Below are 24,721 nucleotides of genomic sequence, written 5' to 3'. Positions count from 1 at the left end.
GATAACCGGCGTGCCGTAGAGCGGCGCAGCGCTCCCCTCGGTGCCGCGCCGTTCGACGCACGGACTCCACGTGGTGACAGTGGGTGAGGGCGATGGGGCGCGAGGGGGCCGGTGGACCGGGCGGGGACGCGGCGAAGCCCCCGGTCACGGGGGAACAACCGGGGGCTTCGGATCATGGGAGCGGCCCGCACTGGCCGCGTATTGAGAACGTAATTCCTGTACACCCCCCCGGTCAAGCCGCTCCCGAAGGCTCCGTCGGGGTCGTCCGGAAGTGGCAGCGCACCGACCGTGATCGGTCACCGTCCGTGAGGAATCATGGCATCCGGGAGTGTCTCCCAGGCCCCGGAAGCATCTTGTATCCCTCTGGTCGCACAAGTACCAGATGGTCCGCGAACGGCTGTGAGGGATCGGACACGAAGTGCGCGTCCTGCGCGCGCATCCAGGAGGACCAGAAAGCGTCCATCTCGGGTCCGTCCCGCAGCTGTCCGCGATTCCTGGCGGTGTCACGGGGGACCTCGAGCCACAGCAGGTGCGACAGCAGCGGTCGCAGGGCGGCCCGCCCGCTCCCGACGCCCTCCAGGAGGAGCACGGGCGCGGCAGGCACCTCGCGGACGCCCTCGAAGCGCCGCAGCGTCCAGTCGTAGACCCCGTGCCGGGCGGTCCGGCCGGCCGCCAGCGGCTCCAGGACCTGCTCGCGCAGCCGGCCGGTCCACCCGAACAGCTCGTCATGGGTGGCCAAATCGTCCAGATGGACGACGGGCGCCCCGCCGAGCGCGGCGGCGAGCCGGGCGGCGTACGTGGTCTTGCCCGAGCCGGCGTGCCCGTCCACCGCGACGATCCTGACCGGTCCGCACGACGGCGGCAGCTCCCGCAGATGTGCGGCGAACCCCGCCAGGGGGTCGCTCAAGGTGGAGGCGGCGTGATCGTTCATCGGGCTCAGCGTAGCGAGCCCGCGGTACGGCGCGGCCGGGGCCGCGACGCGTCCTGCCGGGCGCCCTCCGCCGGACGCCGCAGGCGTCTACGGTGTGACGCGTGACCGACTCCTCCGCTTCCGCCTCCGCCGGGCTGTTCCCGGCCGAGCGTCTCGAACTCGCCCGCAAGGCCGCCGCGGGTGCGGGTCTCGACGCCCTGCTCATCTCGCCCGGCGCAGACCTGCGCTACCTCACCGGCTACCACGCGCTGCCGCTGGAGCGCCTGACGTGCCTGGTGGTGCCCGCCGAGGGCGACGCCTTCCTCGTCGTCCCCGCCCTGGAACGGCCGGCCGCGCTGGCCTCGCCCGTCGGCGCCCTCGGCATCGACATCACCGGCTTCGCCGAGACCGACGACCCCTACCGGCTGATCGCCGGCCGGCTGCCGGCCGGGGTGCGCCGGGTCGCGGTCGACAACCACATGTGGGCCGAGAAACTGCTCGCCTTCACCGCCGCGCTGCCGAAGACCGAGGCGATCCTGGCCGGCGAGGTGCTCCAGGAGCTGCGGATGCGCAAGAGCCCGGCCGAGGTGGCGGCGCTGCGGCGGGCGGGGGCCGCGATCGACCGGGTGCACCGCAGGATGGGCGAATGGCTGCGGGCCGGCCGCACCGAGCGCGAGGTCGCCCGTGACATCGCGGACGCGATCCTCGCGACGGACCACGCGACCGTCGACTTCGTCATCGTCGCCTCGGGACCCAACGGCGCCAGCCCGCACCACGAGGTCTCCGACCGCGTCGTCAAGGCCGGCGATCCCGTCGTGGTCGACATCGGCGGCACCACCGAGGACGGCTACTGCTCCGACTCGACGCGCACCTACGCCGTCGGAGAACCGCACGCCGACTTCCGGGAGTTGTACGACGTGCTGCAGCGCGCGCAGCACGCGCAGGTCGAGGCGGTGCGCCCGGGGATCACCGCCGAGGCGCTGGACGCGGTCGGCCGCGACATCATCGCCGCCGCCGGCTACGGCGACCACTTCATCCACCGGACCGGGCACGGCATCGGCCTGGAGACCCACGAGGAGCCGTACATCGTCGCGGGCAGCGACCGCCCGCTGGAGCCGGGCATGGCCTTCTCCATCGAACCCGGCATCTACCTCCCCGGCCGGTTCGGCGCCCGCATCGAGGACATCGCGATCTGCACCGAGAACTCCGGCGAGCGGCTGAACCTGACGGGCCGTGACCTCGTCGTGCTGCCGGGGTAGCACGACGGGGCCCTGGTCCGACACCGCGGCGAAGGGCCGGACCTGGGTGTTCGTCCCGGCCGAGTGCCAGTGGTCTGCGCCAATGTTGCTCCGTGGCGCGCGGCGGAAACCCTGGCAGAAACGCCGGGGGAGCCGCGATAGTAAGGCGCATCCACCGCGTGCCCGCCGACGCGGCAGGACCGACTCCGTCGTTCACAGCGAGGGGAACACCGCCATGACCAGACCCGCTCCGCGGCGCACCGTCCTGACCGCCGCGCTCGCCGCCGTCGCCGCCACCGCCGCCGCGCCCGCGACCCGGGCGGCCGCAGCCCCGCGAGCCGCCGGGAGGCCCGGAGACGCGGGGGCCGCGGACCGGGGCGCTCCGCCCCACGACGCCCCGGCGGACAGCGCGCCGGTGGAGTACACCGGCTGGACCTCGTACACCGACTGGCGGAGCGGCGAACGCGCCGGCACCCGCCCGGTGCCGGGGGCGCGGCCGGGCCTGGTCATCGACCACCCCACCGGTTCACTGGCCTACACCGACCCGCACACCGGCACCACGTCCACCTGGGACTCCGCCACCTGGGCCTCCCCGGTGCACACCCTGAGCCACCCGGCGAGCGAACTGATCGCGTCGTGGAACGCCCGCACCCCGGCCGGCACCTGGCTCCAGGTCGAGCTCCTCGGCACCTACACCGACGGCACGGCCACCCCCGCCTACGTCCTGGGCCGCTGGGCCTCGGGGGACGGCGACATCAGGCGCACCTCGGTCGACGGCCAGACCGACGGCAAGAGCAGCATCTGGACCGACACCTTCTCCATCGACGACGCGGCGACCGGTCCGCTGCTCGCCTCGTACCGGCTGCGGGCGACCCTGTACCGCAAGCCCGGCAGTCGGCTCTCCCCGACGCTCTGGCGGCTGGGCGCGATGGCCTCCACCATCCCGGACCGCTTCACCGTGCCGGCCTCGGTGCCCGGCACGGGCGCGGGGGTCGAACTCCCGGTGCCGCGCTACTCGCAGAACGTCCACAAGGGCCAGTACCCGCAGTACGACAACGGCGGTGAGGCCTGGTGCAGCCCGACGTCGTCGCAGATGGTCGTCGAGTACTGGGGCCGGGGGCCCTCCGCGGCCGACCTCGCCTGGGTGGACCCGGCCTACGCCGATCCGCAGGTCGACCACGCGGCCCGCTTCACGTACGACTACCAGTACGAGGGCTGCGGCAACTGGCCGTTCAACGCCGCCTACGCCGCGACCTACCGCGACCTGCAGGCCGTCATCACGCGGCTGCGCTCGCTGGACGACGTCGAACGGCTGATCCGCGCCGGCATCCCGGTGATAACGTCCCAGTCCTTCCTCGCCACCGAGCTGGACGGCGCCGGCTACGGCACCTCCGGCCATCTGATGTGCGTCGCCGGCTTCACCGCCGACGGCGACGTGGTGGCCAACGACCCGGCCTGCTCCGGCGACGACGCGGTGCGCCACGTCTACAAGCGGTCCCAGTTCGAGACGATCTGGCTGCGGACCAAGCGCTACAACGCCTCGGGCAAGGTCAGCAGCGGGACCGGCGGCGTCTGCTACCTCTACTGGCCGGCCCACCCGAGCCCGGGCCAGCGCCGCGCCCTGGCCTCCGTCGGCGTCCACTGACGCTGACGGGTCCCCTCCGGCCGCGCCGGAGGGGACCCGTACCGCGGCACGGCCGGGCGTCGCCGCAATCCCGCTACCTCCCGGGCTCCGCCCCGAACGGCACCGGTCCGTTCCCGGTCACCTCGGCGCGTCCCGTCTCCGGGAACACCTTGGTGATGACGCACTCTCCCTGCCGCCCGTTGGGCAACCGCAGGTCCAGCGTCCGGCCGCGCACCGCCCACCGGCTGCCGCCCGCGGCGGCGTGGAGACTGCCGTGCCAGGCCGAGAGGCGGCCCTTCTCCTGGATCGCGTAGAGATCGGCCTCGACCGGAGTTCCGGCACCGTCCGCTATCACTGTCGCCCAGCCCCGATAGGTGTTTCCCATAGGGCCAGGATCCGCCGCCCGACCGACAATTGCGACCCGGCCAGGGCCGCGGCCCGAAAGCACGGGCCGGGCCGACGGGCCACCACCGGCTCGGGGCCCTCTGCGATCATGTCCGGACGGACCCCGGGACCCGGACGGACGCCGCCGACCGGACGGAGCGGGACCGTACGGAACGGGCGGAGGCCCCCGCATGGTGGAGACGGGCGCGGACGACGCACGGGTGACCGCGTTCTGGCGCGGTCTCGGGCTGCCGGGGCTGATCGACGTGCACACGCACTTCATGCCGGAGCGCGTGCTGGACAAGGTGTGGGCGTACTTCGACGCCGCCGGACCGCTCGTGGGCCGGCACTGGCCCATCGCCTACCGCCACCAGGAGGACGAGCGGCTCGCGGTGCTGCGCGGCTTCGGCGTCCGGGCGTTCACCTCGATGGTCTATCCGCACAAACCGGGTATGGCGCGCTGGCTGAACAGCTGGGCGGCGGACTTCGCCGCCCGCACGCCGGACTGCCTGAGCACCGCCACCTTCTTCCCGGAGGAGGGCGCCGCCCGCTACGTCCGGACGGCCGTCGAGGGCGGCGCCCGGGTCTTCAAGTCGCATGTCCAGGTGGGTGCCTACGACCCCGACGACCCCTTGCTGCGACCGGTCTGGGGGCTGCTGGCCGAAGCCGGGATCCCGGTGGTGACGCACTGCGGGTCGGGGCCGGTGCCCGGCGCGTTCACCGGTCCGGGCCCGATCGCCCGGGTGCTGGCCCGGCACCCCGGGCTGCGGCTGGTCGTCGCGCACATGGGGATGCCCGACTACACCGCCTTCCTCGACCTGGCCGAACGCCACCCCGGCGTGCTGCTGGACACGACGATGGCGTTCACCGACTTCTCCGAGGAGTCCGCCCCGCTGCCGAAGGGGGAGTACGCCCGGCTCGCGGACCTCGGCGACCGGATCCTGTGGGGGAGCGACTTCCCGAACATCCCGTATGCCTACGCCCATGGCCTGGAGTCGCTGCGGCGACTCGGCCTCGGGGACGCCTGGCTGCGCGCCGTGTGCCACGACAACGCGTCAGTTCTCTTCAAGATCTGACGGGACGCCAGGTCGCAGGCTTCTAGTGGTTTAGTCCTAGGTCTAGTCCAAAGCCTTGACGGGGTCGCGTCACGGCTGGATTCTGGCTGCGTTTCCCCCCACAGGAGGTACGACGTGAAGCGCCTCAAAGCACTCTGTTCCGGGGTGGCGGCAGCCACCCTCGCGGCAGCCGGACTCGCCGCCGCCGCCACGCTGGGCACCGGCCAGGCATCCGGCGCCGAGACCTCGGCGGCCGCCCTGGGCAACAACTGGTACGCGGCGGCGCCCTATCTGATGCCCCGGGACAACAACCCGCCCGACGCGGGGGCGATCATGGACGCCACCGGGCTCAAGGCGTTCCAGCTCGCGTTCATCCTCGCGCCCAACGGCGGTGGCTGCAGCCCGACCTGGGACGGAACCGCGGCCGTCTCCTCCGACACCGCGGTCGCCGCGGTGATCAGCGGGATCCGCGCCAAGGGCGGCGACGTCTCCGTCTCCATCGGCGGTTACGGCGGCACCAAACTCGGCCAGGCCTGCTCCACCTCGGAGGCGACCGCCGCCGCGTACCAGCAGGTCATCAGCAAGTACCAGTTGAAGGCGATCGACTTCGACCTCGAGGAGCCGGAGTACGAGAACACCACCGCGATCGCCCACGAGATCGGCGCCGCGAAGATCCTCCAGTCGAACAACCCCGGCCTCTACGTCTCGGTGACCACGGCCGGCACCGCCGACGGCACCGGCTGGTTCGGCAAGCAGATGCTCAACGAGGCCAAGGCGCAGGGCTTCACGCCCAACAACTTCTCCATCATGCCGTTCGACGGCGGCTTCAACAGCGCCGCGGCGCAGACCAGCGCCCTGACCAACTTCAACACGATCCTGCAGACGACGTTCGGCTGGAACGCCGCTACGGCCTACGCCCACGAGGGCTTCTCCGGAATGAACGGCCGCAGCGATACCGGCGAATACTTCCGGCAGGCCGATTTCCAGACGGTGCTCGACTACGCCACGAGTCACGCGATGGGCCGGTTCACCTTCTGGTCACTCAACCGTGACCGGCAGTGCACTCCGCCCGACAACGGCACCACTTCGGGCGTGTGCAGCAGCGTTCCGCAGACCCCTTGGGAATTCGCCAAGTTCTCGGTGAAGTTCGCCGGGGCGACCCCGCCCACGAACCCCCCGACGACCCCGCCGACCACGCCTCCGACCAACCCCCCGGGCCAGTGCACGGTGGCGGCGTGGAGCGGTTCCGCGGTATACGTCAACGGCAACGAGGTCTCCCACAAGGGCCACAAGTGGAAGGCCAAGTGGTGGACGCAGAACGAGGAGCCCGGCACCACCGGCGAGTGGGGCGTCTGGCTGGACGAGGGCGCCTGCTGACGTCTCCCTGAAGTCCGGCCCGGTCACGGCACGCACCGCCGGGACCGCGGCGCAGTACGGGTCCACCGGTCGACGGCCGGTGGACCCGTACATGTGCGCGAATCCGCACCGGCGCGTTTTGGCAGGTGCATATGCCGGGAGTTCTCGCCGAAAACGGACGGACCATTTCCGGATGATATTCCGCTTAGCTCCGGTGATCGATAGCCTTTGGTGGAGAGTAGGCCGGTATCTTGGGCTGACCAAGATCATCTGATGAGCTGGAGACCGTGATGGAGCGTCCCGCCTGGGCACCCCAGGGTATTGACCTCTCGGTACCGAGTGTGTCGCGCATCTACGACTACTACCTCGGTGGTTCGCACAACTTCGAGGTGGACCGCGAGGCCGCCCGTCAGGCCATGGAGTTCTTTCCGGGGCTTCCCAAGATCATGCAGGCGAACCGCGCGTTCATGCGCCGAGCGGTTCGCTACGCCGTCGAGCAGGGCATCACCCAGTTCCTGGACATCGGATCCGGCATACCCACCTTCGGCAACGTGCACGAGGTCGCCCAGGCCGCCAGCCCCGGTGCCCGGGTGCTCTACGTCGACAGCGACCCGGTGGCCGTGGCGCACAGCCGGGCGGTGCTCGACGGCAATCCGACGGCCCGGATCGCCGCCGCCGACCTGCGCAAGCCCAAGGACATCCTGACCAGTCCCGAGGCGCTCGAACTGCTCGACTTCGACAAGCCGGTGGCGCTGCTGCTCGTCGCCGTCCTCCACTTCGTGCCCGACGAGGACGATCCGGTCACCGCGGTGGCCGAACTGCGGGACGCTCTCGCCCCCGGCAGCCTGCTGGTGCTGACCCACGCCTCGACCGAGGGCGGCCCCATCTCGGCCGAGCAGGGCGGCGCCGTCCAGGGCGTCTACCGCAAGGCCAGCTCCCCGCTGATCATGCGCACGCGCGCCGAGGTGGCCCCGTTCTTCGAGGGCTTCGACATCGTCGACCCCGGTCTCGTGTCGATGCCCGACTGGCATCCGGACAACCCGGCCGGCCACGATGAAGACCCCGCGGCCTTCGTCGGCTTCGCCGGCGTGGGGCTCAAGGCGTGACCTCACAGCCGGCGGGAACCGACGACTCCGGGCTGCACCTGGCCGGAGGCACCGGGCGGGACGCCACCGGGGACACCGGGACGAACGTACGGGCCGACGGCCTGCGGCGCTTCGCCACCATATGGAGCCGCGCCATCTACCCGGCCACCGCGACGTCGATGACGCGCTCCGAGTTCGAGGAGTACCTGCTCCCGCTGGCCCGCACGCTCGACGACGCGCTGTGCGCCACGCCGTTCGACCCGCGCCCGGCCTCCGAGGTCGGTGCCGCGCTGGTCGCGGCGCACTGCACCGACCCCGAGGCGCTGCCCAGCATCCTGCGCGTGGTCGACGCGTATCTGGTGCTCTACTGCCCGCCGCAGGCGCTGCCGGCCGACGAGAGCCGGTCGCGCTGCGCGCGGCTGCAGCACGCCGTCGCGGCCGGCTTCGCCCGCGCGCTGGTGGAGCGCACCCGCTACGAGCAGGAGGCCATCTCGCGCGCGGCGATCGCCGCCCGTGCCGAGGCGGAAACGGCGCTCCAGGCCAGCGAGGCCCGTTTTCGCGCTGTTTTCGAAGGTGCGGCGATCGGCATCGGAATCGCCGACCTCGACGGACGGATCCTCGAACTCAACGGCGCGCTGACCCGGATGTTCGGCGGCGAGCACCACGTCCGCAACCGGAACGTCAGCGACTTCGTGCACCCGGAGGACGGCGCCGAGGTCTGGGGGCTGTACGGGGAACTGGTGCGCGGTGAGCGCGACGAGTACCGGATCACCAAGCCGTACTACCGGCCCGACGGCACCGCCCTGTGGACCAACCTCTCCGTGTCGCTGCTCAGGGACTCCTCGGGGGTCCCGCAGTACCAGCTGGCGCTCATGGAGGACATCACCGAGGCCCGGCTGCTGACCGAGCGGCTGCGGCACGAGGCGACCCACGACACCCTCACCGGGCTCCCGAACCGGGCGCTGTTCTTCGAGCGGCTGGAACAGGCCCTGTCGCCCGGGACCGGCACCGAACGCCTCGGCCTGTGCTACCTCGACCTCGACGGCTTCAAGGCCGTCAACGACAGCCTCGGCCACGCGGTGGGGGACCGGCTGCTGGTCGCGGTCGCCGAGCGGCTGCAGGCGTGCGTGACCGCCCCCGACCAGCTGGTGGCCCGGATCGGCGGCGACGAGTTCGCGGCCCTGATCGTCGACCCCGCGACGCAGGGCGAGGTCACCGACCTGGCCGACCGGATCCTGGCCGCCCTGTCCACCACCGTCCGCCTCGACGGGCGCGAGCTGCCCGTCCACGGCAGCATCGGCATCGTCGAGGGCCCCACCGGCACCCGCGGCGCGGCCGACGTGCTGCGCAGCGCCGACATCACGATGTACCGGGCCAAGGCCGCGGGCGGCAACCGCTACGAGGTCGCGGACCCGGACTCCGACGCCCGCGCGATCACCCGGCACGGCCTGACGAACCGGCTGCCGACCGCCCTGGAGCGCGGCGAGTTCTTCATCGAGTACCAGCCCCTCATCCGGCTCGCCGACGGCAGCGTCCAGGGCGCGGAAGCGCTGGTCAGATGGTGCCATCCGCTGCACGGCGTGCTCGGTCCCGACCAGTTCATACCGCTGGCGGAGAGCACCGGGCAGATCGTCCCGCTCGGCCGCTGGGTGCTGCAGGAGTCCGCCCGGCAGGCGCGCGCCTGGCAGCGCAGGAGCGCCGACGGGCTTCCGGTCCGGGTCAACGTCAACCTGTCCCCGTGCCAGCTGTACCACCCGGGGCTGGTCGACGAGGTCGCCGCCGTGCTGGAGGAGACCGGCCTCGACCCCACCGCGCTCTGCCTGGAAGTCACCGAGAGCGCCCTGATCGGCGCTGACGAGGACGCCCTCAAGCCGCTGCGCCGGCTGGTCGACCTCGGCGTGGACATAGCCCTCGACGACTTCGGCACCGGCTACTCCAACCTGTCGTCGCTGCGCTGGCTGCCGATCAGCAACCTCAAGCTCGACCGGGCCTTCACCCGCGGCATCCGGCAGCACCCCGCCGACCCCGTCGACCTCAAGATCGTCGAGGGCATCGTCTCCCTCGCGCACACGCTCGGCCTCACGGTGACCGTCGAGGGCGTGGAGACCCGCACCCAGGCGGAACACCTGGGGCTGCTCGGCTGCGACACCGCCCAGGGCTGGTACTACGCCCGGCCAGGGCCGCCGGACCATCTGCACACCCTCACGCTGGCCGACGCGATGAGCGCCTGACGGCGGCCCGTCCGCACCTCAAGGGGGGACTCACCGCCGCTGCCGCCCGGCCTGTCGGCGGCGTGGTGCATGCTGGCTCCTGACCTGGTCCTGCGTGCCCGCTTCCGGCGGCTCCGCCGACCGCCCGCCGCAGGCCCGTGGAGAGCGACCCTGAGCACCACCGCAGCCGAGATCCTGTCCGTCGTCCTGCTCCTGCTGGTCCTGGGGTTCGCGGTCGCCCGCCCGCGCGGCCTGCCCGAGGCCGTCGCGGCGGTGCCGGCGGCGGTCCTGGTCACCGCGACGGGCGCGGTGACGTGGCAGGACGCCTGGGCGCAGACGAGGGAACTGCTGCCGGTCGTCGGCTTCCTCGCCGCCGTGCTGGTGCTGGCCGAACTCTGCGCCGACGCGGGCCTCTTCACCGCGGCCGGGGACGCGATGGCCCGTGCCTGCCGGGGCGAGCCCCGCCGGCTGCTGGCCGGGGTGTTCGCGGTGGCCTCGCTGATCACCGCCGTCCTCAGCCTGGACGCGACGGTGGTGCTGCTGACCCCGGTGGTCATCGTGACCGCCGCCCGCGCCGGCACCCGGTCCAGGCCGCACGTCTACGCGTGCGCGCACCTGGCGAACTCGGCGTCGCTGCTGCTCCCGGTCTCCAACCTGACCAACCTGCTCGCCTTCGCCGCGGCCGGGCTGTCCTTCACCCGCTTCGCGGCGCTGATGGCGCTGCCCTGGCTGGTGGCGATCGGGCTGGAGTACCTGGTCTTCCGCCGGTTCTTCGCCGCCGATCTGGCCGCCCCGCCGCGCGCGATGGAACCGGTGGCGCGGCCCGCGCTGCCGGTGTTCACCCTCGTCGTCGTGGCCCTGACCCTCGTCGGCTTCGTCGTGGCGTCCCTGGCCGGGGCAGACCCCGCCTGGGCGGCGCTGGCCGGGGCGCTGGTGCTGGGGGCGCGGGCGCTGCGCCGCGGGCGGACGACCGTACGCGGCCTGGTGGGCGCCGCGAACCCGCTGTTCTGCCTGTTCGTGCTGGCGCTGGGCGTCGTCGTCAAGGCCGTGGTCGACAACGGTCTGGCCGACGCGGCGGGCCGGGTGCTGCCGGACGGCGCGGGGCTGCCCGAACTGCTGGCGGTGGCCGCGTTCGCCGCCGTGCTGGCCAACCTGATCAACAACCTGCCCGCGGTGCTGGCCCTGCTGCCGCTCGTCGCGACGGCCGGGCCGGGCCCCGTGCTCGCCGTCCTGATCGGAGTGAACCTCGGACCGAACCTCACCTACGCCGGCTCGCTGGCCACCTTGCTGTGGCGCCGGATCCTCAGCGACCACGGCAAGGATCCGCAGCTGGGCGTCTTCACCCGCCTGGGCCTGCTGACGGTGCCTGTGACGCTGGTGGGGGCCACGACCGCGCTGTGGGCCATGCTGCGCCTGACGGGCACCTGAGGGGCCCCTGGCGGCCGCCAGGCGGCCATCCGGAGGCCGCCGGGACGACTCGGTCCCGGCCGCTGGTGCGAACGTCGTACCGCCGAGGCCGAGCGGGAGGCCCGGACGGACACGCCCGCCGCCGCCGGACAGCGGCGGTACGGACGACGGGCGGGTACGCCGTCGAACCCGTCGCCCGCCGCACCGCGGCGTACCCCCGGGTGCGCAGGGTGCCGGGCCCCACCGACCCCTGGAAGACCCATGGTCCGTACCGGAAGCGGGCCTCGCCCCGTGACGCCGGGCGCCCGATCGGGCATACTCCATCGCGCCACAGCCGCTGATCAAGCCCCGCCGCGACCCGGCGGGAGACGATCGGCATTTGGGCACCGCAAGACGTACGGCGCCGCCACACCCTGGGCGGCCGCCGCCGCGCCTGACAGGGAGGAGCGTGCCGCCATGCCCCGCAACGGCCCGCAACCGGTAGACCGCCACTTGCCCACCGAGGAGGCCCGAGACCTGCTCGCCCTCACTCGCGAGCTGGCCCAGCGGGAGATCCTTCCCCGGGCCGCCGAGGAGGAGGACAGCGGGCACTTCCCGCGGGACACGTTCTCCCTCATCGGCGAGGCGGGGCTGCTCGGCCTCCCCTACGCGGAGGAGCACGGCGGCGGGGGACAGCCCTACGAGGTGTACCTGCAGGTGCTGGAGGAGCTGGCGGCCGCCCGGCTCACCGTCGGCCTCGGCGTGAGCGTCCACACCCTCGCCTGCCACGCGCTGGCGCACTTCGGCACGAAGGAGCAGCGTGCGGAGCACCTGCCCGCCATGCTCGGCGGCGCGCTGCTGGGCGCGTACTGCCTCTCCGAGCCCGCGGCGGGCTCGGACGCCGCGTCCCTGAACACCCGCGCGGTCCTGCGCGACGGGAGTTGGACCATCGACGGCACCAAGGCGTGGATCACCCACGGCGGCGTCGCCGACTTCTACACCGTGCTCGCCCGCAGCGGCGCCGAAGGCCCGCGCGGGATCACCGCGTTCCTGGTCCCCGCCGACTCACCGGGCCTGACCGCGGCCCAGCCCGAGCGGAAGATGGGCATGAAGGGCTCGCCCACCGCGCAGGTCCACTTCGACGGCGTGAGCGTCCCGGACAGCCGGCGGGTCGGCGAGGAGGGCCAGGGCTTCTCCATCGCGCTGTCCGCACTCGACTCGGGCCGGCTCGGCATCGCGGCCTGCGCCGTCGGGGTCGCCCAGGGCGCCCTCGACGAGGCGCTGGCCTACACGTTGGCGCGCAAGCAGTTCGGCCGGCCCCTGGTGGACTTCCAGGGGCTGCGCTTCATGCTCGCCGACATGGCGACCAAGATCGAGGCCGGCCGGGCGCTCTATCTCGCCGCGGCCCGGCTGCGCGACGCCGGCCGGGACTTCTCGCGGCAGGCGGCCATGGCGAAGCTCTTCTGCACGGACGCGGCGATGCAGGTGACCACCGACGCCGTGCAACTCCTCGGCGGCTACGGCTACACGGTCGACTTCCCCGTCGAGCGCTACATGCGCGAGGCCAAGGTGCTGCAGATCGTCGAGGGCACCAACCAGATCCAGCGGATGGTCATCGCCCGGCACCTCGCCGGGCCGGAGAGCAAGCCGTAACATCCGGGCCGGTGCCGCGCCCCCCGGGGACGCGGCACCGTCGCGCGGGCGGTCGCCGCCGGGCTCAGGCCGCGCGCTGACGCGGCACCCGCACCGGGCGCGACTCGGGGCCGTACGCGTGCGAGAACGGCTGGGTGCGCCAGTCGAGTCCGACCGGGAGCGTCAGCAGCGTGGCGAGATCCTCGCCGGTGTACTCCATGCCGTCCACGGGCTGCGCGTCCCGCATCGCGCGCCCGGAACCGGCGCACACGGTGAGGCCGAAGGGATTCCACGGCGTGGGGCACAGCGCGTGCTGCGGCAGCACGTCCTCACCCTCGAACAGCGCTATCGGCCGCGCGCAGTCCGGGCAGTGCACCCGCAGGACGGCGTAGACCTCCTCGTCGAACGCCTCCTCGGCGTCCAGGGCGGCGGCTTCGAGCGCCTGCGCCCGTTCGTCGTCCTCCTCGAGCACGGATTGCGTACGGTCGCTGCGGCTGGGCCGCACATGGGTGCGCATAGGTGGATCCCCCTTGGATGAACGCCCGTTCGACGGGCCCGCCGGGCGCGACGGCCACGGCCATAGCGAGCACTTCCCGTCCAGCGCCGCCGATAACCTCTGCGGCCGTCATCGTGGGGTGCGTACGGTGTGGCCTTCATCACATCGGGCGCCGTACGGGACATACGCGCCCCCGGAGAACGCCCTTCCGCCCCGGCGTGCCCCCCGCCCGCTGTGCCGGAGTGCCTCCGGGGCAGTAGGTTGACCGCCGTGGAGGAGCTGGACCAGCAGATCGTGGAACTTCTCGTCGCCGATGGGCGGATGAGCTATACCGACCTGGGCAAGGCCACGGGCCTGTCCACCTCGGCGGTGCACCAGCGGGTGCGCCGTCTGGAGCAGCGCGGGGTGATCCGCGGCTATGCCGCGATCGTCGACGCGGAAGCGGTCGGCCTGTCCCTGACGGCGTTCATCTCGATCAAGCCGTTCGACCCGAGCGCGCCCGACGACATCGCGGAGCGCCTCGCCGAAGTGCCGGAGATCGAGGCCTGCCACAGTGTCGCGGGGGAGGAGAACTACATCCTCAAGGTCCGCGTCGCGACCCCCGGCGAGCTGGAGCACCTGCTCGCCCGGATCCGCACCCTGGCCGGGGTCTCCACCCGCACCACCGTCGTGCTGTCCACCCCGTACGAGGCCAGGCCCCCGCGCATCTGAGCTCCGGGCAGGGGAGAGACTGTTCCTCATGAACGAGCGCACCCCCTCCACCACCGTGCTGCTGCGCGGCGGAACCGTCTACAGCCCCGCCGACCCCTTCGCCACGGCCATGGTCGTGGAGGGCGGCACCGTCGCCTGGGTGGGATCCGAGGGCGCCGCCGACTCCTTCGTGGAGGGCGTCGACGAGGTGGTGCGACTCGACGGCGCGCTCGTCACCCCGGCGTTCACCGACGCGCACGTGCACACCACCGCCACCGGACTGGCGCTCACCGGCCTCGACCTCACCGCGGCCACCTCGCTCGCGGACGCGCTCGCGCGCACCGCCGCGTTCGCCCGCGACCGCTCCGGCGACCGGGTGCTGCTCGGCCATGGCTGGGACGAGTCGCGCTGGCCCGAGCGGCGGACCCCCTCGCGCCAGGAGCTGGACGAGGCCGTCGGTGGCCGTCCGCTCTACCTGACGCGGGTGGACGTGCATTCCGCCGTCGTCACCACCGCGCTGCTCGACCTCGTCCCCGGCGTGCGCGAGCTGCCCGGGTACCACCCGCGGGGCCCGCTCACCGCCGACGCGCACCACGCGGTACGCCGCGCCGCGCACGCCGCCGTCACCCCCGCGCAGCGGCTCGCGGCGCAGCGCGCGGCCCTGCGCCACGCCGCCTCGCTGGGAATCAGCGCCGTGCACGAGTGCGCGGGGCCCGACATCTCCTCCGAGGACGACCTCACCGGGCTGCTGGCACTCGCCGCGGCGGAATCCGGACCCCAGGTCTTCGGCTACTGGGCGGAGGCCGTCAAGGACGCGTCGGGGCTCGACCGGATCCGGGAGCTGGGCGCCGTCGGAGCGGGCGGCGACCTGTTCGTCGACGGATCCCTCGGCTCCCACACCGCCTGCCTGCACGCGCCCTACGCCGACGCGCCGCACGACGGCATCTCCTTCCTCGACACCGACACCATCGCCGCCCACGTCGCCGCCTGCACCGAGGCCGGCGTCCAGGCGGGTTTCCACGCCATCGGGGACGCCGCCGTGTCCTCCGTCGTGGCCGGGGTCCGGGCCGCCGCGGAGCGGGTCGGCACCGACCGCGTCCGGGCACTGCGCCACCGGGTCGAGCACGCCGAGATGATGACGCCCGACGCGATCGCCGGCTTCGCCGAGCTGGGCCTGATCGCCTCGGTCCAGCCCGCCTTCGACGCGGCCTGGGGCGGCGAGGACGGCATGTACGCGGAGCGGCTCGGGGCCGAGCGGGCCAGGACACTCAACTCCTACGCCGCCATGGTGCGGGCCGGAGTGCCGCTGGTCCTCGGCTCCGACAGCCCCGTCACCCCGCTCGACCCCTGGGGCGCCGTGCGCGCGGCCGCGTTCCACCGCACCTCCGGGCACCGCATCTCGGCCCGCGCCGCCTTCAACGCCCACACCCGGGGCGGCTGGCGCGCGGTCGGCCGGGACGACACCGGCGTCCTGGTGCCGGGCGCGCCCGCCGACTACGTGCTGTGGCGCGGCGGCGAACTGGTGGTGCAGGCCCCGGACGAACGGGTCGCCAACTGGTCCACCGACCCGCGTTCCGGCACTCCGGGGCTGCCGGACGTCGCACCGGACCGTGCGCTTCCGGTCGCTCTGCGTACCGTCGTGGCCGGTCGGACCGTCTACGCACGGCCGAATGAGTGACCGGCGGCGGTCACATGCGGCCGAACGGTGTTCCCTCGGCCTGTCGCGCCGAGTCGCCAGGGCCCGCACTGACCTGCTGATTTGACGCGTCCTCGCAGGTCAAGCCGCTATTGACAGCCAGTGGTCGAGGGCGAGTAGGTTCGGCCGAGTCCACCACAGGACGTCGGACCGGGGACCCTCCGCGAATCCGTCGGCCGCCGCTGGGCCATGGGGTGTCGCGCCGCACGTGCACGCCGCCACTGGCAGCCAGGTCCAGCGTCAGCGGCACGGAAAGCGGCTCGCTCCACGGCGAGTGCCGCCGGACGGCAGGTGTGACCCGGGAAGGGCCCGGACGCCCAGTAGACAACGGCCTTGGCGCCGACTCGCAGCCAGCGGGTCCCAGGTCGGCCCGAAGGGCGTTCCGGGCTCGTTCCGCAGCGGGCGCTCCCGGGCCGCCACCCTCCCGCGCCGCCGCGCTCCCGCGTCACCCCAGCCGGGTCTTTGTCCGTTACGCACCCGCGACCCGCGGCGGCGCGCACACGCTGTACCGTCACTGCACCAGCTCACCACCTGCAGGAAGGCCGCGACGTGCGCCCGCGACCCGACACCGCCCCGGCCGTGGACCCAGCCGCGGAACCGGCCGTGGAGCCCTCCGAGGAGGCCGCCGTGGACCAGGCCGCCGCTCCGGACGCGCCGCAGGACCGGGCCGGCCCCGCGCCCGAGCGGCCCGGCCGCCGCCGGCGTGCCGCGCTCGCCGCCCGCCGCGCGGCCCCCCGCAGCGCCGCCGCCGTGCTCTGCGGACTGGCGCTCGCCGCCGCTTTCCCGCCCTACGACGTGTGGCCGCTGTCGATCGCCGCGGTCGCCGGGCTGTCCGTCCTCACCCGGGGCAGGACCGCCCGCCAGGGCGCCTGGCTCGGCTTCGCCTTCGCGCTGCCCTTCTTCCTGTGGCTCCTGCTGTGGCTGCGGGTCGTCGGCTATGACGCGGTCTTCGGGCTGTCCGTGTTGGAGGCGCTCTTCATCGCCGCGCTCGGGGCCGGCCTGGCGGTCACCTCGCGGCTGCCGTGGTGGCCGCTGTGGGGCGGCTGCCTGTGGGTGGCCGAGGAACTGGCCAGGGACCGGCTGCCGTTCGGCGGCTTCCCCTGGGGCCGGCTCGCCTTCGCCAACACCGGCTCGACCTTCACACCGCTGGCCGCCCTCGGCGGGGCTCCGTTGGTGACCTTCGCCGTCGCGCTGACCGCGCACGCTGCTGGCCGCGGCCGTGCTCGCCGCCCCGCGCCTGCGCGCCGCCGGGACCGCCCGCACCGCCCGGACGCTGCTGCCCGCCGTGGGGTCCGCGGCGCTCGCGGGCGCCCTGGTCGCCGCCGGGTACGCGGTGCCGGTGCCCACCGACGCCACCGACTTCGTCAAGGTGGCCGTCGTGCAGGGCAACGTCGAGCAGCCGGGGATGCACTTCCTCGGCCGGCCGCTGCAGATCCTGGACAACCATGTCGCGGCCACCCTCCAGCTGGCCGAGGACATCAAGGCGAAGCGGACGCCCAAGCCGGATCTGGTGATCTGGCCGGAGAACTCCTCCGACCTCGACCCGTTCAGCAACCCCCAGGCGTACGACCGGATCACCCGCGCGGTCCGCGCCGTGGGCGTCCCGATCCTGGTCGGCGCGCTGGTCGACGGCCCGGACGCCCGGCACGTGCAGAACGAGGGCATCGTCTGGGACCCGGTCTCCGGGCCCGGCGCCTCGTACACCAAGCAGCACCCGGTGCCGTTCGGCGAGTACGTGCCCTTCCGCGCGGAACTCAGCAAGGTCATCAAGCGGCTCGACCAGATCCCGCGGGACTTCTACCCGGGGAAGAACACCGGCGTGCTCAAGATCGGGCCCGCCACGCTCGGCGACGTCATCTGCTTCGAGGTCGCCTACGACGAGATCGTGCACGACACCGTGAAGGCCGGCGCCCGCGCGATCATCGTCCAGACCAACAACGCGACGTACGGCCGCACCGGGCAGCCCGAGCAGCAGCTCGCCATGTCGCGGCTGCGGGCCGTCGAGCACGGGCGCGCCATCGTCACCGCCGCGACCAGCGGCATCAGCGCCGTGGTGGCCCCCGACGGCACCATCGAGCAGCGCACGAAGGAATTCACCCGGGATGTCCTGAGTGCCCGGATCCCACTGCGCGACCAGCTCACGGTGGCCGACCGCGTCGGTACGGTTCCCGAGTGGACTCTCGCTATGGTGGGGATTCTGTCCTGCGCTGTCGCCATCGCGCTCGGCAGGCGCGAAGCCACAAAAGCGAAGGGGCAGCAGTGAACGACGGCGGTGGGGTTCCCCATGGCGGAGCCCAGGGGAGGGACTTCGGTCCGCTCGGCACGGTTCTGGTCATCATCCCGACCTACAACGAAGCCGAGAACATCAAACCGATCGTGGCCCGGGTCCGGTCCTCGGTACCCGAGGCGCACATCCTGGTCGCCGACGACAACAGCCCCGACGGCACCGGCAAGCTCGCCGACGAACTGGCCTCCGGGGACGACCACGTCCACGTGCTGCACCGCAAGGGCAAGGAGGGCCTCGGCGCCGCCTACCTGGCCGGCTTCCGCTGGGGCCTCGACGAGGGCTACGGCGTCCTCGTCGAGATGGACGCCGACGGCTCGCACCAGCCCGAGGAACTGCCCCGGCTGCTGACCGCCCTCAAAGGCGCGGACCTGGTCCTCGGCTCCCGCTGGATCCCCGGCGGCCGGGTCGTCAACTGGCCCAAGTCCCGCGAGTTCCTCTCGCGCGGCGGCAGCACGTACTCGCGGATCCTGCTCGACGTGCCGATCCGCGACGTCACCGGCGGCTACCGGGCCTTCCGCAAGGAGACCCTGGCCGGTCTCGGCATGGACGAGGTGGCCTCGGCCGGCTACTGCTTCCAGGTCGACCTGGCCTGGCGCACGGTCAAGGCCGGCTACCACGTCGTGGAGGTCCCCATCACCTTCGTGGAGCGCGAGCGCGGCGACAGCAAGATGAGCCGCAACATCGTGGTCGAGGCGCTGTGGCGGGTCACCGCCTGGGGCGTGGGTTCACGGGTGAAGCGGACCCTGGGCCGCACGTCCGGCCGAACCTGATCTGCGGAGCGGGTTCGGGCTGAACGGGTTCGGGCTGAACGTGATCGGCGATGTCCGCCGGTGATCGTGGCTTTATCCGGGCCCAGGCACAATTGACCGTATGACTACCAGCACCCCGCCCCCGGTCCGCCCCCGGCGCTCCCGTGTCCGCACCTTCGCGCCGCTCGTGGTGGCGGCCTGGGTGGCCCTGGAGATCTGGCTGCTGATCGTGGTGGCCTCGGCCACCAGCGTCGGGGCCGTCCTGCTGCTGCTCGCGGCCGGGATCGTGCTGGGGGCGGTCGTGGTGAAGCGGGCCGGGCGCAGCGCCTGGCGCAGTCTGACCGTGTCCGTGCAGCCCGGGGCCCCGGGCACCGCCGGAACGCCGGGGATCGCTCCCTCGGGGAGCGAGGCGACCGGGGCGGCGCTGGGCATGCTCGGCGGCCTGCTGCTGATGATCCCCGGCTTCGCCTCCGACGCGGTCGGGCTGCTCTGCCTGTTCCCGCCGACCCGCATCCTGGTGCGCAAGGCGGCGGACCGCGCCCTGCGGCGGCGCGGCACCTACGACTCCGGCTCTGTCGGCGATCTGTTCCAGCAGGCGCGGGTGGTCAACGAGCAGGTCCGGATCCACCGCCCCGACGGCAAGGTGATCCAGGGCGAGGTCATCCAGGGCGAGGTCGTGGACCCGGAACGCAAGAACCCCGGGACAGAGCGCTGATCAGCGCTCCGCCACGGGGCGGAAGTGTTGGGCGGGCCCGTGTGTCACCACGGGCCCGATGCCTGTTGGTCAGGCGCTCTTGCGGTTGTCGCGCGGATGCACCGCGATGTTCATCGCTCCGGACCTCAGGACGGCCAGCCTCTCGGCCAGCACCTCCTCGAGCTCCTCGAGCGTGCGCCGCTCCATGAGCATGTCCCAGTGCGTGCGCGCGGGCTTGGTTTCCTTCTTCTCCGGGCCCTCTCCGTCCACCAGAAGTGCGATGGTGCCGCATGCGCGGCACTCCCACTCCGACGGAATCTCGGCCTCAACCGAGAACGGCATCTCAAAGCGATGTCCGTTCCGGCATGCGTACTCAACGGTCTGGCGAGGTGCCAGATCGATACCACGGTCGGTCTCGTAGCTAGTGGCCCCGAGTCGCGTACCGCGGAGAGCTCGCTCACTCATGAATCGTGCCTCCCGGGCTTTGTCGCCCACAGGACAGGTGTCGCTGTCGTCGTCATCCGGTCAACGTCCGGTCGGCGGTGAAGATTCCCGTTGAGGGACCTGTGTCGTCCGTCGTGCCGCCCCTGTTTGTACCCACCGTTGACCGTTTTGTCACATCTGTTACCAGATGTCACCCGGTGTTTTCATATCTTTGGCGCGCAGTAACGGTCAACCTGGCGGGACAACCGCGTACACTACCGGCCCGCGACCCCCAATACCTAAATAATCTCCGGGACGCGATTTCCGGCGGCTTCCACGGCCGCGCGCACCGGTACCCGGGCCAGCAGCACGAACCCCACGGCGAAGAAGACCACCAGCGAGACGATCGCGTCCCGGTAGCTGCCGGTCAGCTGGTAGGTCAGGCCGAAAAGCAGAGGTCCGAGCCAGCTCGTACCCCGGTCGCTCACCTCGTACACCGAGAAGTACTCGGCTTCCTTGCCGCGCGGCACCAGGTGGGAGAAGAGCGACCGGGACAGCGCCTGGCTGCCGCCGAGGACCATTCCGATGGCCGCGGCGAGCGCGAAGAACCAGACAGGTTCACCCGCGGGGAGGAAGTACCCGGCGCCGACGGTGACCGTCCAGGCGGCCAGCGAGCCCAGCACGGTGCGCTGGGCTCCGTAGCGGGCGGCCAGCCGGCCCAGCGCCAGTGCCCCGACGACGGCCAGCACCTGGACCAGCAGGATGGCGGTGATCAGCGTCCCCTGGGCCAGGCCCAACTCCTCCGAGCCGTACACCGACGCCTGCGAGATCACCGTCTGGATGCCGTCGTTGTAGACGAGGTAGGCCAGCAGGAAGGCGAGGGTCAGCGGATAGCGCCGCATGTCCCGCGCGGTGGCGGCCAGCTGCCGCCAGCCCTGGCCGAGCGCCCCGGAGCCGGCGTCGCGGGCCGGGGACGGGCCGGCGGCCGCGGCGCGCGGCCCCGGGCGGTCGCGCAGCCGGCGCAGCGGCACCACGGTGAACACCGCCCACCACAGTCCCGCCGAGGCGAGGCAGATGCGCACCGCCGTCCCCTGGGAGACGCCGAGGGCGTCATGGCCCAGGAACAGCCCCAGGTTCGCCACCAGCATCAGCGCTCCCGCCGCGTACCCGAAGGCCCAGCCCCTCGACGAGACGGCGTCCCGCTCGTGCGGCTCCGCGATCTGCGACAGGAAGGCGTTGTAGAGCACCACGGACGCCGCGTACGAGACGTTCGCCACGATCAGCAGCGCGCCGCCGAGCAGATAGCGGTCGCCGGCCAGGAAGAACATCCCCGCGGTCGCCGCCGCACCCAGATAGGCGAACCCGCCCATCAGCGGCTTCTTGCGGCCGGTGCGGTCCGCGATCGCTCCCGCCAGCGGCATCACCAGCACCGACAGCAGCACCGAGGCGGAGATCGTGTAGGCGAAGTACGCGCCCGCCCGCACCGGGACGCCCAGCGGGTGCACATACCCGTCGGCATCGGCGGCGGCCTTCGCGACGTCCGTGAGGTACGGACCGAGGAAGACGGTGATGACGGTCGTGGAGAAGACCGAGTTGGCCCAGTCGTAGAAGTACCAGCCCTGCTGCTCGCGGCGCCGCTCCAGGGCGCGCTCCGCGACCGCCGTTTCCGTTATCGCCGTGCCCACCAGGTCCCCCGCTCGGACAGCACCGTGCGCAGTGCCTCGATGTGATCGGTCATGATGCCATCCACCCCGAGGTCGAGGAGCGCGGTCATCCGCCGCGGGTCGTTGACCGTCCAGACGTGGACCTGCAGCCCCCGCCGGTGCGCGGCGTCGACGAACCTGCGGTCCGCCACCGGCACGCCCGCCACGCGCTCCGGCACCTGGACGCAGACCGCGCCGCGCCGTCCCGCCGCGTCCAGCAGTCGCGCGGGCAGCCGCTCCAGCGGCCGGCCGCCGTACGAGAGCAGCCGCAGGCCCGCCACGCCCCGCGTGCCCAGCGAGGTGGCCAGCCGGGGCCCGGCCAGTGCCCGCAGCCGGGCCACCCGCGCCTCCGAGAACGATCCGACGCACACCCGGTCCCAGGCGTCCGCCGCGCGAACCGCGTCGAGCAGCGGCACGGCGGCGGCCTCCGCCTTCACGTCCACGTTCCACCGGGCCCCGGGAAAGGACGCCAGCAGCTCCGAGAACGTCGAGACGGGCTCGCGGCCCCCGACGCGGGCTCGGGCGACCTCGCTCCACGGCAGGTCCGCGATGGCGCCGCGCCGGTCGGTGACCCGGTCCAGGGTCGCGTCGTGGAAGGCGACCAGGACGCCGTCCGACGTCAGATGGACGTCGGTCTCCAGGTACCGGTAGCCGAGGTCGATCGCGCGGCGGAAGGCCGCCAGGGTGTTCTCCAGCCCCTCCGCCGCGCCGCCGCGGTGGGCGAAGGCGAGGGGTGCCGGATGGTCCAGATACGGGTGGGCCGGGGGAGGGGGAGGTGCGCTCACCTACGGCAGTATGGCCGGGTCCGCCGTGGCCCCGACCACCGGCTTCGGCTCCCGCTGGGCGACGGGCTCGCGGTCCGCCGTGGCCCCGACCACCGGCTTCGGCTCCCGCTGGGCGACGGGCTCGCGGTCCGGCCCCTGCTTTGCCCGCGGGATCTCGAAGAACCGCAGGAAGTACTGGGCGAGCGGTCCGATCGCCACCGCGTACAGCACGGTCCCCACCCCGACACTGCCGCCCAGCGCGAAGCCGACGGCCAGCACCGTCAGTTCGATGCCGGTGCGGACCAGCCGGATCGACCGTCCCGTCCTGCGGTGCAGCCCCGTCATCAGCCCGTCGCGCGGGCCGGGCCCGAAGCGTGCCGTGATGTACAGGCCGGTCGCCACCCCGTTGAGCACGACCGCCACCACCAGCAGCGGGATCCGGATGCCGAGCGCGTGGATCTCCGGCAGCAGCCGCAGGGTGCCGTCCATCGCCAGCCCGACGATGAAGACGTTGGAGACGGTGCCCAGGCCGGGCCGCTGCCGCAGCGGCCACCACAGCAGCAGCACCGCCGCGCCGACGATGATCGACACCAGGCCGATGCTCAGCCCGGACCGCTCCGAGATCCCCTGGTGGAAGACGTCCCAGGGGTCCAGGCCGAGCCCCGCGCCGACCAGGAGGCCGTCGCTGGCGCCGTACAGCACCAGACCGGCATAGAGATCGACGGCGCGGCGAGTGGTGTGCATGGGGTCCCCCTGGTGAAGGTGGCGAGATACGTGGCACTCTGTGGCATGGATGTGGGTGACCGCCACAGCCAATCAGGGAAAGGTGGACTGAATTTTATGTCGCAGTGGACTGCATCGGTAGGAGCGGCGCCGCTCGCCCGGCTCCTCGAACCCCGCCCGGCCCCCGGCGGCGGTGGCCGGCGCGTCCCGGCCTACCGCGGACTCGCCGACGGGGTACGGCTGCTGGTGCTCGAGGGCCGGGTGCCGGTCGCCGCCCGGCTGCCCGCCGAGCGGGAGCTCGCCCTCGCGCTGGGCGTCAGCCGCACCACCGTCGCCGCCGCGTACGAGGCGCTGCGCGCCGAGGGCTTCGCCCGCTCCCGGCGGGGCGCCGGCAGCTGGACCGCCGTACCGGAGGGCCACGCGCTGCCGAGCCGGATCCTCGACCCGCTCCCGCCGGACTCCGCGGGCACCGTCATCGACCTCGGCTGCGCGGCCCTGCCGGCCCCCGAGCCGTGGCTGACGCGGGCGATGGAGGGCGCGCTGGGCGAACTCCCGGCCTACGCGGCCACCCATGGTGACTTCCCCGCCGGGCTCCCGGTGCTGCGCGAGGCGATCGCCGACCGCTACACGGCCCGCGGGGTGCCGACCATGCCCGAGCAGATCATGGTCACCACCGGTGCCATGGGCGCCATCGCCGCCTCGGCCCGCCGGCTCGTCGGGCTGGGCGAACGGGTGGCGGTCGAGTCCCCGAGCTACGCCAACGTGCTGGAGCTGTTCCGTGAGACCGGCGCCCGCCTGGTGCCGGTGGCCATGCGCGACGGGCTGGGCGGCTGGGACATCGACGCCTGGCAGCGGGGTGCTGCGCGACGCGGCGCCGCGGATGGCCTACGTCATGCCCGACTTCCACAACCCGACCGGCACCCTGGTCGGCGACGAGCAGCGCCGCGCCCTGGTCGAGACGGCCCGCGCCTCCGGGACCGTGGTCGTGGCGGACGAGACGATGGCGGAGCTGGTGCTGGACGCCGACACGACCATGCCGCGACCCATGGCGGCCTTCGACCGCGGCGGCACGGTGATCACGGTCGGCTCGGCGAGCAAGGCGATCTGGGCGGGACTGCGGATCGGCTGGGTCAGGGCGGCGCCCGACGTCGTCCGGCGCCTCGTCTCCGCCCGCGCCTATCTGGACCTCGGATCCCCCGTCGTCGACCAGCTCGCCGTGGCCTGGCTGCTGCGCGGCGGCGGCTGGGACCAGGCCGTGGCCACCCGCCGGGCCCGCGCCGCCGAACACCGGGACGACCTGGTGGCGGCGCTGCGCGCGCAGACCCCGGACTGGGAGTTCACCGTGCCGGGCGGCGGCATGACGATGTGGGTGCGGACCGGTGACGTGTCGGGCTCCCGGCTGGCGGTCGCCGGTGAGCGACTCGGCGTCCGCGTCCCGTCCGGGCCGCGGTTCGGCGTCGACGGGGCTTTCGAGTCCTACGTACGGCTGCCGTTCACGGTGGGCGGCGCCACGGCCGTGGAGGCCGTCTCCCGGCTGGCCGCGGCTGCCAGGATCGTCCGCTCCGGCGGCGGCTCCGACGCCGAGGGCGCCGGCCTCTTCGTCGCCTGAGCCCCCC

At 73.1% G+C, this 24,721-nt stretch carries 19 protein-coding genes and 2 pseudogenes; 14 read left to right on the top strand and 7 right to left on the bottom strand.

Features of this window, described 5'->3' with window-relative positions; translation table 11 throughout:
- Nucleotides 1-313: 313 nt before the first annotated feature.
- Nucleotides 314-931, bottom strand: coding sequence for a hypothetical protein (locus tag M2266_RS06330; RefSeq protein WP_277437254.1), 618 nt, complete (start codon nt 929-931; stop codon nt 314-316).
- 101 nt (nt 932-1,032) lie between these two features.
- On the opposite strand from M2266_RS06330, the gene M2266_RS06325 reads away from it, so the two are divergent.
- Together M2266_RS06325 and M2266_RS06320 are read left to right on the top strand one after the other, a co-directional pair.
- On the top strand, nt 1,033-2,169 hold the full coding sequence (locus M2266_RS06325; RefSeq protein WP_277437253.1) for a Xaa-Pro peptidase family protein: 1,137 nt from the start codon (nt 1,033-1,035) through the stop codon (nt 2,167-2,169).
- A gap of 214 nt (nt 2,170-2,383) precedes the next feature.
- Nucleotides 2,384-3,793, top strand: a complete 1,410-nt coding sequence (locus M2266_RS06320) for a peptidase C39 family protein (RefSeq protein ID WP_277437252.1) — start codon at nt 2,384-2,386, stop codon at nt 3,791-3,793.
- Nucleotides 3,794-3,866: 73 nt separating this feature from the next.
- Here the strand turns inward: M2266_RS06320 and M2266_RS06315 are convergent, their stop codons facing one another.
- Nucleotides 3,867-4,157 (bottom strand): hypothetical protein, encoded by a 291-nt coding sequence (locus tag M2266_RS06315; RefSeq protein ID WP_277437251.1) that lies wholly within the window; start codon nt 4,155-4,157, stop codon nt 3,867-3,869.
- Between the two features lie 190 nt (nt 4,158-4,347).
- Here M2266_RS06315 and M2266_RS06310 point away from each other — a divergent pair, with 190 nt between their 5' ends.
- The 6 genes from M2266_RS06310 (at nt 4,348) to M2266_RS06285 (ending at nt 12,901) form a co-directional block, all read left to right on the top strand.
- Nucleotides 4,348-5,232, top strand: a complete 885-nt coding sequence (locus M2266_RS06310) for an amidohydrolase family protein (RefSeq protein ID WP_277437250.1) — start codon at nt 4,348-4,350, stop codon at nt 5,230-5,232.
- 114 nt (nt 5,233-5,346) lie between these two features.
- On the top strand, nt 5,347-6,588 hold the full coding sequence (locus M2266_RS06305) for a carbohydrate-binding protein (RefSeq protein WP_277437249.1): 1,242 nt from the start codon (nt 5,347-5,349) through the stop codon (nt 6,586-6,588).
- 269 nt (nt 6,589-6,857) lie between these two features.
- Nucleotides 6,858-7,673 carry an SAM-dependent methyltransferase gene (locus M2266_RS06300; protein ID WP_277437248.1) on the top strand — a complete coding sequence of 272 codons (816 nt, stop codon included), beginning with the start codon at nt 6,858-6,860 and terminating at the stop codon, nt 7,671-7,673.
- A 38-nt stretch (nt 7,674-7,711) separates the two neighbouring features.
- On the top strand, nt 7,712-9,883 hold the full coding sequence (locus M2266_RS06295) for an EAL domain-containing protein (protein WP_277441087.1): 2,172 nt from the start codon (nt 7,712-7,714) through the stop codon (nt 9,881-9,883).
- Nucleotides 9,884-10,033: 150 nt separating this feature from the next.
- Nucleotides 10,034-11,290: an SLC13 family permease gene (locus tag M2266_RS06290; RefSeq protein WP_277441086.1), complete on the top strand. Its 1,257-nt coding sequence runs from the start codon at nt 10,034-10,036 to the stop codon at nt 11,288-11,290.
- A gap of 435 nt (nt 11,291-11,725) precedes the next feature.
- Entirely contained in the window at nt 11,726-12,901 is a 1,176-nt protein-coding gene (locus tag M2266_RS06285; RefSeq protein WP_277437247.1) for an acyl-CoA dehydrogenase family protein, read from the top strand.
- 64 nt (nt 12,902-12,965) lie between these two features.
- On the opposite strand, the gene M2266_RS06280 is transcribed toward M2266_RS06285, so the two are convergent.
- A complete protein-coding gene (locus tag M2266_RS06280; RefSeq protein WP_277437246.1) occupies nt 12,966-13,397 on the bottom strand; it encodes a hypothetical protein in 432 nt (143 codons plus the stop codon).
- Between the two features lie 249 nt (nt 13,398-13,646).
- On the opposite strand from M2266_RS06280, the gene M2266_RS06275 reads away from it, so the two are divergent.
- The 5 genes and pseudogenes from M2266_RS06275 (at nt 13,647) to fxsA (ending at nt 19,513) form a co-directional block, all read left to right on the top strand.
- The gene (locus M2266_RS06275; protein WP_138353046.1) at nt 13,647-14,087 is read left to right on the top strand and encodes an Lrp/AsnC family transcriptional regulator; all 441 of its coding nucleotides are present in this window, start codon (nt 13,647-13,649) and stop codon (nt 14,085-14,087) included.
- 28 nt (nt 14,088-14,115) lie between these two features.
- Nucleotides 14,116-15,744, top strand: coding sequence for an amidohydrolase (locus M2266_RS06270; protein WP_277437245.1), 1,629 nt, complete (start codon nt 14,116-14,118; stop codon nt 15,742-15,744).
- 645 nt (nt 15,745-16,389) lie between these two features.
- A pseudogene (gene lnt / locus M2266_RS06265) lies at nt 16,390-18,025 on the top strand (apolipoprotein N-acyltransferase).
- On the top strand, nt 18,022-18,819 hold the full coding sequence (locus tag M2266_RS06260; RefSeq protein ID WP_277437244.1) for a polyprenol monophosphomannose synthase: 798 nt from the start codon (nt 18,022-18,024) through the stop codon (nt 18,817-18,819). The pseudogene lnt and the gene M2266_RS06260 overlap by 4 nt, the downstream one beginning before the upstream one ends.
- A gap of 100 nt (nt 18,820-18,919) precedes the next feature.
- Nucleotides 18,920-19,513, top strand: coding sequence for an FxsA family membrane protein (gene fxsA, locus M2266_RS06255; protein WP_277437243.1), 594 nt, complete (start codon nt 18,920-18,922; stop codon nt 19,511-19,513).
- A gap of 69 nt (nt 19,514-19,582) precedes the next feature.
- Here the strand turns inward: fxsA and M2266_RS06250 are convergent, their stop codons facing one another.
- From M2266_RS06250 to M2266_RS06235, 4 genes are all read right to left on the bottom strand, one after another.
- Nucleotides 19,583-19,957, bottom strand: a complete 375-nt coding sequence (locus M2266_RS06250; RefSeq protein WP_138353051.1) for an RNA polymerase-binding protein RbpA — start codon at nt 19,955-19,957, stop codon at nt 19,583-19,585.
- 257 nt (nt 19,958-20,214) lie between these two features.
- Nucleotides 20,215-21,600 (bottom strand): MFS transporter, encoded by a 1,386-nt coding sequence (locus tag M2266_RS06245; RefSeq protein ID WP_277437242.1) that lies wholly within the window; start codon nt 21,598-21,600, stop codon nt 20,215-20,217.
- On the bottom strand, nt 21,585-22,403 hold the full coding sequence (locus M2266_RS06240) for a glycerophosphodiester phosphodiesterase (RefSeq protein ID WP_277437241.1): 819 nt from the start codon (nt 22,401-22,403) through the stop codon (nt 21,585-21,587). The genes M2266_RS06245 and M2266_RS06240 overlap by 16 nt, the downstream gene beginning before the upstream one ends.
- Complete coding sequence (locus tag M2266_RS06235; protein WP_277437240.1) at nt 22,404-23,126, bottom strand: hypothetical protein; 723 nt, start codon at nt 23,124-23,126, stop codon at nt 22,404-22,406. It lies immediately after the preceding gene.
- 96 nt (nt 23,127-23,222) lie between these two features.
- Between M2266_RS06235 and M2266_RS06230 the strand changes: the two are divergent.
- Nucleotides 23,223-24,714 (top strand): annotated as a pseudogene (locus tag M2266_RS06230) (PLP-dependent aminotransferase family protein).
- The last annotated feature ends 7 nt before the right edge of the window (nt 24,715-24,721 follow it).

Origin of the sequence: Streptomyces sp. SPB162, assembly GCF_029504575.1 — a bacterium.
In the GTDB taxonomy this organism is placed as follows: Bacteria; Actinomycetota; Actinomycetes; order Streptomycetales; family Streptomycetaceae; genus Actinacidiphila.
Note: the sequence above shows the minus strand (reverse complement) of the source record. Positions and strands in the feature narration are given on the sequence as shown.

Bases quoted from the DNA above. Each gene is read 5' to 3' on its own strand.
- M2266_RS06310 (WP_277437250.1), top strand. From the start codon at position 4,348: ATGGTGGAGACGGGCGCGGACGACGCACGGGTGACCGCGTTCTGGCGC.
- M2266_RS06300 (WP_277437248.1), top strand. From the start codon at position 6,858: ATGGAGCGTCCCGCCTGGGCACCCCAGGGTATTGACCTCTCGGTACCG.
- M2266_RS06235 (WP_277437240.1), bottom strand. From the start codon at position 23,126: ATGCACACCACTCGCCGCGCCGTCGATCTCTATGCCGGTCTGGTGCTG.
- M2266_RS06270 (WP_277437245.1), top strand. From the start codon at position 14,116: ATGAACGAGCGCACCCCCTCCACCACCGTGCTGCTGCGCGGCGGAACC.
- M2266_RS06330 (WP_277437254.1), bottom strand. From the start codon at position 931: ATGAACGATCACGCCGCCTCCACCTTGAGCGACCCCCTGGCGGGGTTC.
- M2266_RS06250 (WP_138353051.1), bottom strand. From the start codon at position 19,957: ATGAGTGAGCGAGCTCTCCGCGGTACGCGACTCGGGGCCACTAGCTAC.
- fxsA (WP_277437243.1), top strand. From the start codon at position 18,920: ATGACTACCAGCACCCCGCCCCCGGTCCGCCCCCGGCGCTCCCGTGTC.
- M2266_RS06320 (WP_277437252.1), top strand. From the start codon at position 2,384: ATGACCAGACCCGCTCCGCGGCGCACCGTCCTGACCGCCGCGCTCGCC.
- M2266_RS06285 (WP_277437247.1), top strand. From the start codon at position 11,726: ATGCCCCGCAACGGCCCGCAACCGGTAGACCGCCACTTGCCCACCGAG.
- M2266_RS06315 (WP_277437251.1), bottom strand. From the start codon at position 4,157: ATGGGAAACACCTATCGGGGCTGGGCGACAGTGATAGCGGACGGTGCC.
- M2266_RS06280 (WP_277437246.1), bottom strand. From the start codon at position 13,397: ATGCGCACCCATGTGCGGCCCAGCCGCAGCGACCGTACGCAATCCGTG.